Raw genomic sequence first — 15,109 nt, forward strand, 5'->3', positions numbered from 1 at the left:
ATGTATACTGACATTTTATATTTGCAAACACCATGAAAAATAAAAAATAGTTAAGCGTACGATGATGCGTAAAATATACTAGTGCAGGAATACATCACTGATAAAATGTGCCTCATCATATATTACAACTGCAGCTCCCTCACCACCGGTTTATTCAGGAGTGGCAACACATATCATCAACGAAAACCAGTCTCCATAAAGCTTACAGCAGTTATTACGTCACCTGTAAACAGACGCCATCTGATAAGATAGTGCAGGTATAATGACGACAAAAAAATGGAAACGATAGTGACAGGAAAAAGCGGGGAAGAAAAACAATTGCTTTTAAAAAACGTATTCAGTGGAGTACTATCTGGTAGGAAGGCATATTATCCGCCACAGTTGTGGTCTTGTTTCACTGCTGTTTAATCAGATGATTTTCTGACATCATCAAAATACCTCTCAACGCAATCAAAAAAATCATCCGACAAACAGGTTTATTTATTTGTTACAACAGCTATTGAAATGACGATAAAACATTTCTCACCGTCTGATTGTGCACAATTAACTTAATTTTACACACATCCAGGAGGCTTCACCAATTAAGGTATCATCGATATAGGCCTGACCTGATTGTTTAATAATATTGATGGTTAATTTTATATTCTTTACCACATACTTCAGTTTTTTCCCATACTCTGCAGGCTCAAAAAACTCCGCATGATCTATACTTACCAGACCAAAAAGCCCGGCAGAAACCCCTAACAGTTTAACCCCGGCGCCACCACACTGCGCCATAGACTCAATGATAAAAGAAGGAGATACGTGTTTGTTTTCGAAATTATGGTTCAAGAGGGAACTGGATCTGCTAAAGGTTTGGGTACCGATAATTTCTTCCATGGTAGCAGATAAAATTTCGTCTACAAACAAAAATGGATGCCGGTGAGGTAACAATTCCTCCATGTTACTAGAGCTAAGCAAAGTTTTCATGTATTAGTTAATAAATGCTGTTGATTAATTATCACAAGATAGTGTTATCCGTATTAATCGATTCTAAATGTTTTAATGCCAAACAGGGAAACATGACGACCTGATACCATTGTTTATGCTCTCTTTTATTCAGCTGAATGGAAGATACTATCCACAAAACAACCTGATAAGTTGAAAGACAATCGCATACTTCCGGCATTACCATGAATTAAATATGAGGTACTCCTTCCATAATGGTCATCTTGCTGCCTCCTATTGGCAGCAATAAAAATAATCTAAAAAATGTTACATACAAAATTACCGGTGTTTAAGTCCATGATATTCATAGATCAGCAAGCCTCCCTGTATGCTCCGGATGCGCAAGTTTTCTTGTAAAACCACTGCCAGCAAGACGCAACGCATACATGCATCCACTAGAAAAGTTTATAAAATCAGTACTGTCTGCTCCCAGCAAAATTGCAATAGCACAAAACAAATTATAAATATTTACAATTTGTTTTTAATGAAAATATTATCTCTCTTTTCTTATCATCCACATTCAGGGAAATTTAAAAAATGGGAAGCTGGGATATTTTCAGGTAGCACAGTAATACAGGATAAAAAATCTACTGCATTATTATTGCAGTAAATGCGATGCAGGCAGACAAATACTTTTAACAGGGCATAAACCATACATATAAAATGATGTTCATTATACGTAGATCTTCGGTTTTATCATCACGCCGTATAACTACGTAATTTTGTTAGTCTTATCATTTGATTCCAACTTTTCCCTTAGCTTCATTCTCCAATGAAAGATCATCTTTTCGTTTTTCATAAAAACAAAAAGACGTAACAGCCACAAATAGCCCGTTCCACCAAATCATACAGACGAATAAGCCAGGATCTTTATACCATTAACACCATCCCTTAACTGCCACTACACCTATAGACACCTTCGTCTAATCCATATGATTTATATCCCAAATCCTTAAAAAACCATGAAGCAATTTTTCCTTTATTGCTGGCTATTGTTAGCTCCGGGTAGTTATCTGTATAGCCAGGATATTCAACATGACCTCAACGTTAACATAGCCCGGAATGAATTCAAAGCAAAACAGGTTATACCGCCCGGTCCCGAGGCCTCTTCATTAGGACAATATGGCAATCTTCCCATGAACCTTTTTACAGGTGTACCTAACATCCATATTCCATTATATGAACTAAAGGGTAACAGTTTAACCTTACCCCTTTCCCTCTCGTTTAATACCACTGGTTTTAAACCGGCTGAAACAGCCTCCTGGATAGGGTTAAACTGGTCGCTGAATGCCGGCGGTGTAATAAGCCGGTCTGTCATGGGTAATCCGGATACGCAGGACAATTATTATCAAAATGACTCCATGCTTCCCATTCCGCCATTCAATGATCGTTTTGCCCTGTTCGACTACCATACCGATCTCAGAAAAGGAATCAAGGATGCGCAACCTGACTATTACTACTACAACTTCATGAACTATACCGGCAAATACCAGATCCGACCCAATGGGATTGTATTGAAGAAAACAAAAAACGACCTGGCCTTTACCCATAATGGCGGAGGTGATGCATCCATCACTGACGAAAATGGGAACGTGTATATATTTACCGATACGGAAAACACCCGTATGGTATTAAGTGATGACGCTGAACCAGACGGACCGTCCGTACTCAATTACACCTTTCCATCCGCCTGGTTTTTAAGTAGTGTAACCGCTGCTGATGGGAATGAACGACTTACTTTCGAGTATTATACCACTACTGCCGAACAACCCGTTTTTCAAAATTCCCGGAAAAATGAATCCGTCACCTATACCACCTATACACGAGGCAATATCAGCAATAGTGCTACTGAAAGCTACACCGCTACGCCACCTGAAATACATATACAGCGAAAGTATTTAAAACGTATTAACCTCATCAGAGGCGGGCAGACCATTGCCTACATAGATGTTATTTCATCCACAGGCAGGAGTGACGCCGGTTTTACGGAAGATCGGTTTGTACAGCAGCTCAAGGTATATAACAACATTAACAATAGACCTTCCCTGATAAAACATTTCGTATTCCACCATAGCTACTATACCAATACTGCCAATTCCGTTTTAAAATACAGGTTACGGCTGGATAGCATTAAAGAGATGGCCGTAAACGGAACCGTTACGCAACCTGCCTGGTCTTTTGGTTATTATGACGGTGGACTGATGCCGGATATTACTACCAACGGTATTGATCATTGGGGTTTCTATAATGGTGCGGGCAATACCAGTCTGGTGCCCAATGTAAAATACGGCACTGTTAACGTGGGAAAAGGAGCCAATAGAGAACCCAATGAAAATGCGGCTAAATTTGGCTGTCTGGAGCGGATCAAATATCCTGCAGGGGGTTTTACGACATTTGAATACGAAGCCAACATGTCGGCAGAACGAAAAATAGGCGGTGTACGCATAAAGGCGATGCGGGACTATGCCATTGATAAAGCCACCACCAAAGTATTTGAATACCAGGGAGGCGTAACCAGCAGGCAGTTTCCCAAATACGACCGGGAGACCGGCTATATTGACTACTCCGTTAGCATAGAACAGCCACAGATAGCTACCTATGGAAAATTTACGGTTTCAGCCGGTTCCATTTGGGGATTAGGCACGTTACAAGGAAGCCATATCGGTTATTCCCTTGTTACGGAATATCTCCTCGATGAAAACACCCATCAACCACTGGGCAAAACAGTTTATCAGTTTCGTACCGGCAATCTGAATGCAGAAGATGATGTAACAGCAGGTGATCTGGAGAAAAAATCTGTGTATGACAATGCGGGAAAGTTATTAGAGGAAACAACGAATACCTATAGCTATACCAGCACGGAGAGCCTGAATGGTCTCAGAACCTTATATTCTTCCAGTCAATCCAGTAAAACGCTCTATTGTAAAAGAATAGATGCAAATGGGATTATCTCCTATACCCGTTATGGTGCGGCAGAATCACCTGTTAACTGTGTAGCGCTGCGCAGTTATATGGCGGACTACCAATCGGATCTTTTTCAATTAAGGTGTGAAGCAAAAGATCTTGTTCAAACTGACTTTAAAGCGCTTGATAAGTTATCCGGAAAATACCTGACGCGAACCGTAAAGTATACTTATACAACTAAACATACTTTACCTATCCTTACCGCACAGTACACCACCGGCGGAGAAAGCATATTGACCAGAAAAAAGTATGCAGGTGATTACATTATTCCTGCCAATGCAGACCCTGTGGCCAAAGGCATAAGATTACTACAATCAAAAAACATGCATACTGCTGCCATCGAAGTAATGCGGTTCCGACAAAATTCCGACAGTACCAATATCCGTTATCTTGATGCAGCCTACACGGTATATAGCCCTGGCTTACCGGTACCCGTAGCTGATTTTCGATTGGAAACGAATGCGCCATTCGGAACGATGCAGGCATCCGGCATTTCTGCTGCCGGCGTATTTACAGCGGATACCCGATACAAACCTTTTACCGCCTATCGTTACAATAGCACCGGCAACCTGGTAGAACAAAAGAAAGTCAATGATTACCCCACGGCTTATATATGGGATTACCAGTCACTGTTGCCGGTTGCCGCTGTCAGTAACGCCGACACGGCCACCATTGCCTATACCAGCTTCGAAACAGATAGTAATAAGGATAGCCATTGGATCATTTCCGCCGGCACCATCAACACTTCCACTGCTTTTACAGGCGTCAGGGCTTACAACTTAATAAGCGGGGCACAAATCAGTAAGGTAAATGCAACCGCTATTAACAAGACACTGATATTAACGTATTGGTCTAAAAGCGGCGCTATTGATGTAACACAGAATGGAGTAGCCATTGCCCTGAAATCCACCGGTCCTATCTTAAATGGATGGAGATGTTTTCGGCACATACTTCCACCTGGTACTTTACAAATCCGGTTAACCGCTACCAACGCCATCATTGATGAATTGCGATTGTATCCGGAAGAAGCACAGATGCAAACCTATACCTATCTCCCCTTCATAGGTACGAAAGATATAGTGGCTGCCAATGACCTGTTAACCTCCTATGAGTATGATGGCTTGTCCAGATTAACGAACATCCGGAATTACAAAGGGGAAATCCTGCAGAACTATATATACAACTATGGGCCGGGTATTCCTTTAACGGCGCCGGCTATTACGCTGTACTACAATGCTGCCGCAGAAAAAGAATTCACCCGCAATGCCTGCCCGAATGGAGAGCCGGGAAAACTGACTTACCAGGTATCCTATGGTACTTACACATCGGCCATCAGCCAGGTGGATGCCGATGCGAAAGCCACCGCTGACATCACTGCAAACGGACAATCCTACGTAAATATGAATGGTCCTTGCTGGTTTTACAATGATAGCATCTCCGGCATATTTAAGAAACAAGATTGCGCCCGTGATAATCCGGGGCTTAACTATACCTATATCGTTCCTGCCAGAAAACACAGGAGTGCCATCAGTAAAGCAGCTGCCGACGCCATGGCATTAGAAGATCTGAACATGAATGGATTTGATGAGGCACAATTGCACGGACACTGCTTCTGTGAAGGGCCTTTTACAAAAGTAATTAATGGTATCTGCGAAAAAGGCGTCAAACAATATACCGGTACGATAAACGAGGGCTACAAAAAATGGAAATGCACGTTCGTCTATCGCTGGAGTGATGGCACCTATACTGCTCCCCTCGTAGAATATCAACCAGAACCTTGCCCTGTATTATAACCCTATAACATTGCTCTTATGAAATCATATCGCTTTATCATTATCATATTCCTTACCCTATTGTTAAGGTCTGCCTACTCACAGGTAAGCACACAACATAATTTTATCCATGTTACAACGGTACATAGCCAGGGTATTACTAACAAGTCCCAGGTAGATGCCCTTCCACCGGAAAAATCGAATAAATCGGTCAGCTATTTTGATGGCCTTGGCAGACTACAACAGTCAACCGTTATTCAAAACAGCCCTGGTAAAAAAGATATCATCGCCCCCCTTGAATATGATGTTTATGGAAGAGTGGTGAAGCAACGATTGCCCTATGCTGATCTCTCTGCAACGGCACCCGGTAGTTTCAGGGCTGGTACTTACGCCGACCAGGCTACCTTTTTCAGTCCGGCTAATAGTACCAACCCCGACGTGGTGAAAGATAATTTCCCCTTTGAACAACAGCAGCTTGAATTCTCCCCCCTCAACAGATCTGTGGAAAAAGGAGCCACCGGACAAACCTGGCAACCAGGTTCCGGGCATACCATCAAAACAGGTTATGCGGTAAATACGGCAGCAGATGCCGTGAAACGCTGGTCCATTGGCTACAATGCAGATGCCCTCCCCACTTCCGGCAACTACCAGGAAGGGGAACTATATAAAAATATCACCACAGACGAGCATGGGAAACAACTCATAGAATTTACAGATAAAGAAGGGAAGCTGATACTGCGTAAAATACAATGGGCCAATTCTCCCGTGAATCCCCACACCGATTACCTATGTACCTATTATGTGTATGATGATTTTAATAACCTCCGTTTTGTCATCCCTCCGAAAGCAGCAGCAGCCCTGTCTGGCACCTGGTCATTCAATGGCTTGGCTGATGTAGCAGCAGAATTATGTTTTAGCATGGAATACGATGAACGTGGACGGCTGATCCGGAAGAAAATACCGGGAGCTGGACTCCAGGAAATGGTGTATGATGTACGGGACCGGTTGGTATGTTCTCAGGATGGCAACCTGAAAGCCAAAGAACAATGGCTGACCAGGTTTTATGATAGCCAGAACCGGATTACCATGACCGCCCTTTACCAATCCAAGGCTACCCGGGCGGCTTTACAGGCCGATCTCAACACCACTCCTATCACAGCTGCGATTGATTTCATCTTCCCGGGCATCGCCGACCTGGTTATCGCCACCTACAACCAGGAAGATAAATTTGAAGCCACCAACAGTGTGACTTTTGAAAATGGCTTTGACGCCGGCTCTCCAGCCACATTTACGGCAGACATCAACCCCACCCTTACGGCCGGTACTACCACCACCAATGCCACAGCCACACTGACAATTGATCCAAAAGATCTCACCCCATTAACCTATACCTTTTATGATCATTATAATTATACCGGCGCCTTACCACTGGAACCGGCAGACCTGACCAAACTACAGCCAGGTGCCAGCACCACTGCTGAAACAGTCACCACCTATAGCAGCATGACGCACGGCATGGTAACAGGTACCAAAAGACGTATCCTGGGTACTACCCAATTTCTTACCAGCAGTATTTATTATGACGACAAAGGCCGGCAGATACAAACCGTATCGGACAATATCAACAACGGCAAAGATATGATCAGCTACCTGTACGACTTTGAAGGCAAAATAATCAGCACCTACACACATCGCAAAAATCCACGCAGTAGTACCAGTCCGGATACACGGGTGCTGACCGTTTTCGGCTTTGATCATGGTAGTCGCCCTATCAGCATCGCCCGGCAGGTAAACGATGCGGGCACCCTGAAAACGACGACACAACTGCGTTACAATGCCCTCGGGCAGCTACGTACCAAAATACTGGGCAACCACCTCGATAGCCTGGTATTCGATTATAACATACGGGGCTGGCTGCTGGGCGCCAACCGGAATTATGTAAAAACAGCCGCCGGGAATTACTTTGGCTACGAGCTGGGATATGATCAGGCCACCTCCATCATCGCAGCTACCAACTATACCAAACCTCAGTTCAATGGTAATATCAGCGGCGCCGCATGGCGCAGTAAAGGGGATCCGGTAGCCCGGAAATACGACTTTACCTACGATAATATTAACCGGCTCACTGCGGCAGATTTTAATCAGCAAAATACCGGTACCACTGCCTGGAGTAAAACGCCCACAGATTTTTCCGTCAGCGGATTAACATATGACCAGAACGGAAATATACTATCCCTCCAGCAGAAAGGTCTAAAAGGCGCCGGCAGTCAAACGATTGACAGTCTCAAATACGGATACATCCCCAACAGCAATAAGCTGTTTTTTGTGACCGACCGGCGCAATGATCCGCAAAGTACCCTCGGCGATTTTAAAGAAACAGCCAATAACGAAAGCCAGGACTATGCCTACGATCCCAATGGCAACCTAAAGTTTGATATGAATAAACAGCTGGCCATTAATAACTATAATTACCTGAACCTGCCAGACAGTATCACCCTATTGAGTAAAGGCTACATTGAATACACCTATGATGCCACCGGGAATAAACTGCGCAAAAAGGTAACGGATGTTACCGGCGCGGGTAGCGTCACCATTACAGATTACCTGGAAGACTGTGTGTTTGTAAAAGATACCCTTCAATTCATCCAAACAGCCGAAGGGAGAATACGCCCGGTATATAAAACAGGGCAACCCCTCTCCTTCGTGTATGATTATTTTGAAACCGATCACCTGGGCAATGTACGACTGGTATTGACCGAACAAACTGACTTTACCATGTATGCCGCCACCATGGAAACCAATCAGGCGGCCACAGAAAACCAGCTATTCAGCAATATCGAAGAAACCCGTGTGGAGAAGCCCGCAGGCTATCCACAGGACGAAACGACACCCGAAAATACGTCCGTTGCGCGACTCCAGGCAAAAGCAGGTGGCAAAAAGATCGGCCCCTCCCTCGTGCTGCGGGTAATGGCCGGTGATACGATACAAATAGGCGTCAAAGCATTTTATAAATCGCAAGACCCCGTACAGCAAAATGAGCCCATCCCCGCTGCAGTCATGCTCACAGATCTCATACAGACATTTGGAGGCGCTTCCGGAGAAAATACGCAGCATGGTGAAGCGCCATCCCTCAATAATACCCCCTTCACGCTCGACTTTTACAACGATCAATATCAAACCTTAAAAGAAACAGCTACAGATCAACACCAACAGCACCAACCAAAGGCCTATTTAAATTTTGTATTGTTTGACGATCAGTTTAAATTAGTAGCATCCAATAGTGGTGTACGACAGGTAAAAGGAACCCCGGATGAATTACAGACGTTGGTGGTGGATAAGATGCCTATCTCAAAAAATGGTTTCTTATATGTTTACACCAGCAATGAAGCACCACAGGATATCTACTTTGACAATCTTATTGTAGGCAGAGTTCCTAGCCCGGTACTCGAAGAGACGCATTACTATCCGTTTGGGCTGACGATGGCAGGGATTAGTTCGAATGCGTTGAAGGGTAAAAATTATCCGGAGAATCAATTTAAGTACAATGGGCAGGAATTACAGCATAAGGAGTTCAAGGATGGTACAGGCCTGGAGATGTATGATTTTGGTGCCAGGATGTATGATCAGCAGATTGGGAGATGGCACAATATAGATCCGCTTAGTGATTCCTCCCGGAAATGGTCCCCATATAGTTATGCGCTGAATAATCCCCTAAAGTTCATTGATGAAAACGGTAAATTACCAGGGTTACCACCAGGTAGCTGGTTCCCGGGTACCTTCTCCGGAATGAAATCATTCCTGAAAGCAGCGCTGTATGCCACTGCCGCTACTGTGGCTGCTCCAATGAATGTTTATTCATACGCAGAGTATACTGGCAATGCCAGGGATCCGCAGGTAAAAGCAGCATATAGCTATAAGGGAAAAGAAGCCCTGGCAGAAACATTAATTAATGCCGCTATTGGATATGCGGGCAATGAGATTGTTGCCGGATTGAAAGGTGCCAGAAATCCTGTACTAGCTCCAACAAGAGTTAATCCATTTAGTGAAGGAATGGCTCCAAAAGCTAAAGGGGATCTAGGTGAAGCTTTAACAAAGGGGGTATTAGAAAAGCAATATCCGAATGCGGAAATTTTAGAACAGGTACAAATTAAAATGGATGGAGCAAAGATGATAGCAGACTTTGTAGTTATTAAGGAAAGAAAAGTAATCGGTGTATTTGAATCTAAAGTTGATAAATCCAATTTATCAAATGCACAAAAATTATTTTATACTGATGGAGATAAAGGTATTTTAACAGGTACCAATGCCGGAGAATTTGTTGGCAAAACAATTGATCCATCAAAAGTAAAAACAACCATTTTTAGATGGGACTCCAAAACAGGGCTATTATTTAAATCTAACTAAAGTATATTAAATGACACAAAAAAAAGTATTAAGGGATTTAATTGAGTTATTACAACCAAAATTAAGCCCATTCAACTTCAAGCCAAACTTGAAAGAACAGGGATTTTTCAGGAAGGATGAACATGCGACATACTTTTACTTTTTCAATATTTATAATAGAACAGTAATTCAAACCGGGGAAAAAGGATATTTAATTGAACCTAACGCCAAGATTGGTATTCAGGCAATAGAGAGATACTACAAAGAGATTACGGTAAATAGCTATCTTACGAGTGAATGGAATTTCACTACTCTTGGAAACAATATAGCCAATCTATTAGCTAATCCGGATGGTATCAACAGACAAAGGAATAAAAGCCTTGATTTATTAATATTTACTGAAACAGATTTATACGAAGTAGCGACAGAAATATATAATAAATTTACTAACGTAGCAATGCCATACTTCCTAATGAACAATACAATTTCCAGAGTTGATGAATTACTTAATAGTTATCCAAAAGAGTATTCAGTTCACCTGGTTAACGACTTGTGGAGATTCATCAAAGGATTAATAGCCGCAAAACTGAACAACAACCCCAAGCTACATCAATTAATCGAAACTTACAGTAACCTACTCATCGAACGAGATATGGATCCGGATTGCTTTCAAGAGATGGAAAACCTGAAAAAGAACTTATCAAAAATCACTTCATAAACATTCAATTATACTGAAAATGTAATATGACTCAAAAAAAGTTATTAAGAGATTTAATTTCTTTGCTACAACCTAAACTTGACTCTTTCGACTTTAAGCCTAATTTAAAAGAACAAGGCTTTTATCGAAAAGATGGTATGATAACCTATTATTTTTATTTTCTCTTATACAATAGGACTAACATAAAATCGGGTGATAAAGGTTTTTTGATTGAACCATATATTAGAATAGGATTTGATGAGATTGAGCGATACTACAAAGCCATTACAGTAAATGCCTCTCTTACTTCCGAATGGAACTTCACGACAATTGGCAACAACATTGCTACATTTTTGGCAAATCCTGATGGTATCAATAGAAAAAAAAACGAAAGCCTTGATTTAATTATTTGGAATGAAGAGGAGATACAGTATGTCGCAACGGAGTTATATACCAAATTTATTGACGTAGCAATTCCTTACTTTCTTACTAACAACAGTATTGAAAAAGTAGATGAATTATTAAACAGTACCCCAAGAGAAGACTCCGTTCATATGACCAATGAATTATGGAGATTTATTAAAGGAATAATAGCAGCAAAGCTAAATAAAAACCCTAAACTCTTTCAATTAATTGAAACGTATAATTCATTAATAATTGAATGGGATATGGATGAGGATAGCGTCCGCGAGATGGAACAACTTAAAAGCATTTTACCTGAAATATCCAGATAATCGTTCATAAACACATTCTGATTAATGTTTAAATAATGACACAAAAACAAGTAATAAGAGACCTGCTTGATTTACTTCAACCTAAACTGAACTCTTTTGACTTCAAGGCTGACCTTAAGGAGCAAGGTTTTATACGGAAAGAAAAGCAGGTCACTTATTATTTTGACTTTAACATCTATAATAGAACAGTTATTCAAACTAAAGAAAAAGGATTTTTAATTGAGCCCAATGCTAAAATAAGTATTGGGCCGATTGAAAAATACTATAAAGAAATAACCGTAAACAATTACCTAACAAGCGAATGGGACTTTATTACATTAGGAAACTTTATTGCAAACCTGATAGCTAATCCAGATGGAATAAATCGTAAAAAAAATGAAAGCCTCGAATTATTGATCTTTTCCGAAGTCGACATTGAATCTATTGGAACTGCATTGTACAATACGTTTGTAAATGTAGCCATGCCCTATTATTTAGAAAACAACACGATTGAAAGAGTTGATATTTTGTTAAACAGCCACCCTAAAGAAGATTCTGTACACGCAATAAATGACTTATTTAGATATATTAAAGGTTTAATTGCCGCGAAACTTAATAACAATCCCCAACGACCTCAACTGCTGGAGATCTATAATTCTCAGCTAGTTGAGTGGAATATGCCGGAAGATTGTTTCCAGGAGATGGAGAGGTTTAAAAAGCTTTCACCAACAATATCTATATAATTCCAGGATCATCTTAAGAAAAAGACAGATTAAGCATTGCAGTAAAAGCTATACAATGACAGAAAAAAAGTGATAAGGGATCTAATCGACTTTTTGCAACCCAAACTGGTGGAATGCAAAAATGTGGGAATTAAAAAAACAAATATAGTTATGCAAGAATATATTCAATTATTAGAAAAGAATCCTCCGGTAGATCCGAATGTATTAACTGTTTTTCTGTCACAAATTGATTTTACCCCTCCGGTAGACTATATTGACTTTATTAAGCAGTACAACGGAGCAGAAGGGAAAATAGGGAATAATCAATATTTAAAGTTATGGGGAGTTGAAGAGCTTATTGACTTAAACAAAGATTATGAAGTGGATCTTTATGCAGCAGGTTATTTTATCTTTGGTTCTAATTTGGGAGGAACAGCATATGCTTTCAATAAGAAAGAATCGTCAATAGTTACATTTGAGTTTATTGGAATGCTAATGGATGATGAGGCTATATTTTGTGGAGCGAACTTTTTGGAATTTTTAAAGTATTTACATAAGGAATCTAATTGATCTTTTGCACCCCAAGCTGGATCTTTTGATTTTAAACCTAACCTAAAAAGTTTTTTTAAACGATGTCTGTAACAGAAAGGCGGCTATCAACAGCATTGAAGAATACCTGTATGAAGAAGCATGCAGGTATTCTTCCAAATGCCCCTCTGAAAGCACTTCTATCAAGCAAAAGCAAGTAGTAAAAAGATCGGAATTTACCTCGTAAAAATTAATTCGCCTTTACAAATAAGGATTGGAAGACGCACACCGCAATAATATAAATTTTAAATTATATGTCATGAATTTTAAAAAGAATATACAACATGCACCACTTGCAATATTGATAATAGCATTGGGGTATAGTATATACACAATTTCAACTACTAATATAACATTAGGTAATAAGCATTATTGGGGAGTATTTTGGGTATTGGCAAGTATAGTCGCAACAGTATTTAACGCTAAAATTGGAAAAATCGTCACTTTTATCACACTGTTTCTTGGCGCCTTTAATTTAATTGCATTTACTCCGGTTATAGAATTCTACTCGTTTGGATTTAGCTTAAATAAGGTAGGATTAGATTTAAAAGTGCAACCTTTTTCTTTATGGACTTTCCTGCTATTTATAATTATAAATATTAGACCTATAACCAGAGGCTTAAAAAGCACTTTTAGCGATTAAACAGTTAAAAATTAACCATATAAAAATCGTTACTATGGAAAATCTTCCTTACTTAGAAGGCAGTCAAGTGGCATTGCTCAGGGCCAAAGCTTCCACGGGACATATAATAGATGAAAACTATGAAATAGTTAATGGTGACTTTAAGAATGCCTTTACAATATTTAATGATGTAAACATCGCATTGCCTGCTGCACGAGAAATTGTAAGCGAAAACAAAGATGTCGAATGCACAATTTTTGATAAAGAAGGAGCTATATTACATCATATAACAACGGATAATTTTTAATCCCCCCCTTCGTTTCCCGCTTTCAATTTTTTAGCAGTAGTAGTAAGCTGGACTTCTTTAAAAGCAGCCGGCTCCATTCAGAACCGGCTACTTCACATCTGAAACAATCAATAATCTACATTTACAACAATACCGGCACCCACAGCAACTGGCAACTAATAATCTGTTGAATCAGCTGCACTGCCGCCACGCTTTTTTTCGCGAGCTGGAAATCATCTGTCGCGACCAGGCCATATCGTTTTATTTCAGCCGGAGCAAACAATTGCGGGAAGGGAGTAAAGGCCGTTTCAAATCCCTGCGCCAGTAATTTACTTTCATAGTCTGCCCCATAAAAACGGATATGTCCCGGGTCACCGAAAACAGCGGCTCTTTCAGCAGCAGTGGTAATGGTATCATCTTCATGGGTCACCTTTAATCCGGGTTTTATGGGTACTTGTATCTGGGCAATACCATCTGGCTTTAATACGCGGAATAATTCGCGCATGGCCTGATCATCTTCTCTGATATATTCCAGTACATGCGAACAAAGAATAACATCATAGGTGTTATCCGGTATTTCGGGCATATCTACGATATCCAGAAACAGGGTATCCTTTGGATAACAACGTTCAAACATCTTCACAAATTTATCAGCCGGTGTATAATGCAGCCCTTTGACTTTTTTAAAGCGATTGTAAAAGAGCGTTTCCGGTCCGATATGCAGCAATTTCTTACCGGGTCTGATGAAGTCCGGATGACGATCCAGGTAGAGCCAGAGCGCTCTGTCGCGTTCATTGGACCGGCAACGCGGACATTGCGCCGGTCGCCTGTTTACACCAGTAGGTAAAAACCGGGAGAAGGAACTGTTACAGCAGGGGCAATGCACCTCATTTCCATGATAATACATACCTCTCATGCGGAGGTATACAGGTAAAGCAAATTGCTTCAGCAGTCGTTTTGCAAAAAGTCGCATGTTCGTGAAATTAGTTAGGTTGATAGAGGGATAGTTAGCATCAATTGTCAATACGAATATGAAACGTACAAATGAATTACTGCTTCAAAAATGACAAGTGGTAATAACAAAGTATGCTATTTGCTAAATTAACCCCGCTTACCCTGTATATTATTCTGAGGTTCAATTTCATATGAGCCGCCGCCTGTTGGCAAGTGGTCCATTATTAAACTGCCGCGCGACCGCATAGGGCAGGTATCACTGCAGCAAGGCCGCTTTGCGGGTAATTCCGCTTATATATAATGGTTGAAATAAAAACAATGGTAGCCGTCAGCAGCATACCAAAACAAGTACCCAACAACAACAGCCTGCAGACAATTTTGTTCAATGCACGCAGCAATATTTTCCATTTTTCCCTTTATA

Annotated in this window: 10 protein-coding genes; 8 read left to right on the plus strand and 2 right to left on the minus strand. The window is 40.8% G+C overall.

Annotation, left to right across the window (positions count from 1 at the left end):
* Nucleotides 1-543: 543 nt before the first annotated feature.
* A complete protein-coding gene (locus tag OL444_RS23470) occupies nucleotides 544-942 on the minus strand; it encodes an ApeP family dehydratase (protein ID WP_264729401.1) in 399 nt (132 codons plus the stop codon).
* A 1,007-nt stretch (nucleotides 943-1,949) separates the two neighbouring features.
* Here OL444_RS23470 and OL444_RS23475 point away from each other — a divergent pair.
* The 8 genes from OL444_RS23475 to OL444_RS23510 all read left to right on the plus strand — a co-directional run bounded on the left by OL444_RS23475 (nucleotide 1,950) and on the right by OL444_RS23510 (nucleotide 13,755).
* Nucleotides 1,950-5,744 carry a DUF5977 domain-containing protein gene (locus OL444_RS23475; protein ID WP_264729400.1) on the plus strand — a complete coding sequence of 1,265 codons (3,795 nt, stop codon included), beginning with the start codon at nucleotides 1,950-1,952 and terminating at the stop codon, nucleotides 5,742-5,744.
* Nucleotides 5,745-5,762: 18 nt separating this feature from the next.
* Nucleotides 5,763-10,127, plus strand: a complete 4,365-nt coding sequence (locus OL444_RS23480; protein ID WP_264729399.1) for a DUF6443 domain-containing protein — start codon at nucleotides 5,763-5,765, stop codon at nucleotides 10,125-10,127.
* 10 nt (nucleotides 10,128-10,137) lie between these two features.
* Nucleotides 10,138-10,824 carry a hypothetical protein gene (locus OL444_RS23485; protein WP_264729398.1) on the plus strand — a complete coding sequence of 229 codons (687 nt, stop codon included), beginning with the start codon at nucleotides 10,138-10,140 and terminating at the stop codon, nucleotides 10,822-10,824.
* Between the two features lie 26 nt (nucleotides 10,825-10,850).
* A complete protein-coding gene (locus tag OL444_RS23490; protein ID WP_264729397.1) occupies nucleotides 10,851-11,537 on the plus strand; it encodes a hypothetical protein in 687 nt (228 codons plus the stop codon).
* Between the two features lie 35 nt (nucleotides 11,538-11,572).
* Nucleotides 11,573-12,259, plus strand: coding sequence for a hypothetical protein (locus tag OL444_RS23495; RefSeq protein ID WP_264729396.1), 687 nt, complete (start codon nucleotides 11,573-11,575; stop codon nucleotides 12,257-12,259).
* A gap of 93 nt (nucleotides 12,260-12,352) precedes the next feature.
* Nucleotides 12,353-12,808 (plus strand): SMI1/KNR4 family protein, encoded by a 456-nt coding sequence (locus OL444_RS23500; protein ID WP_264729395.1) that lies wholly within the window; start codon nucleotides 12,353-12,355, stop codon nucleotides 12,806-12,808.
* Between the two features lie 277 nt (nucleotides 12,809-13,085).
* Complete coding sequence (locus OL444_RS23505; RefSeq protein WP_264729394.1) at nucleotides 13,086-13,469, plus strand: hypothetical protein; 384 nt, start codon at nucleotides 13,086-13,088, stop codon at nucleotides 13,467-13,469.
* Nucleotides 13,470-13,503: 34 nt separating this feature from the next.
* A complete protein-coding gene (locus OL444_RS23510; protein ID WP_264729393.1) occupies nucleotides 13,504-13,755 on the plus strand; it encodes a hypothetical protein in 252 nt (83 codons plus the stop codon).
* A gap of 121 nt (nucleotides 13,756-13,876) precedes the next feature.
* Here the strand turns inward: OL444_RS23510 and OL444_RS23515 are convergent, their stop codons facing one another.
* Nucleotides 13,877-14,707: a class I SAM-dependent methyltransferase gene (locus OL444_RS23515; RefSeq protein WP_264729392.1), complete on the minus strand. Its 831-nt coding sequence runs from the start codon at nucleotides 14,705-14,707 to the stop codon at nucleotides 13,877-13,879.
* Nucleotides 14,708-15,109 lie beyond the last annotated feature (402 nt).

It is taken from the genome of Chitinophaga nivalis (assembly GCF_025989125.1).
In the GTDB taxonomy this organism is placed as follows: Bacteria; Bacteroidota; Bacteroidia; order Chitinophagales; family Chitinophagaceae; genus Chitinophaga; species Chitinophaga nivalis.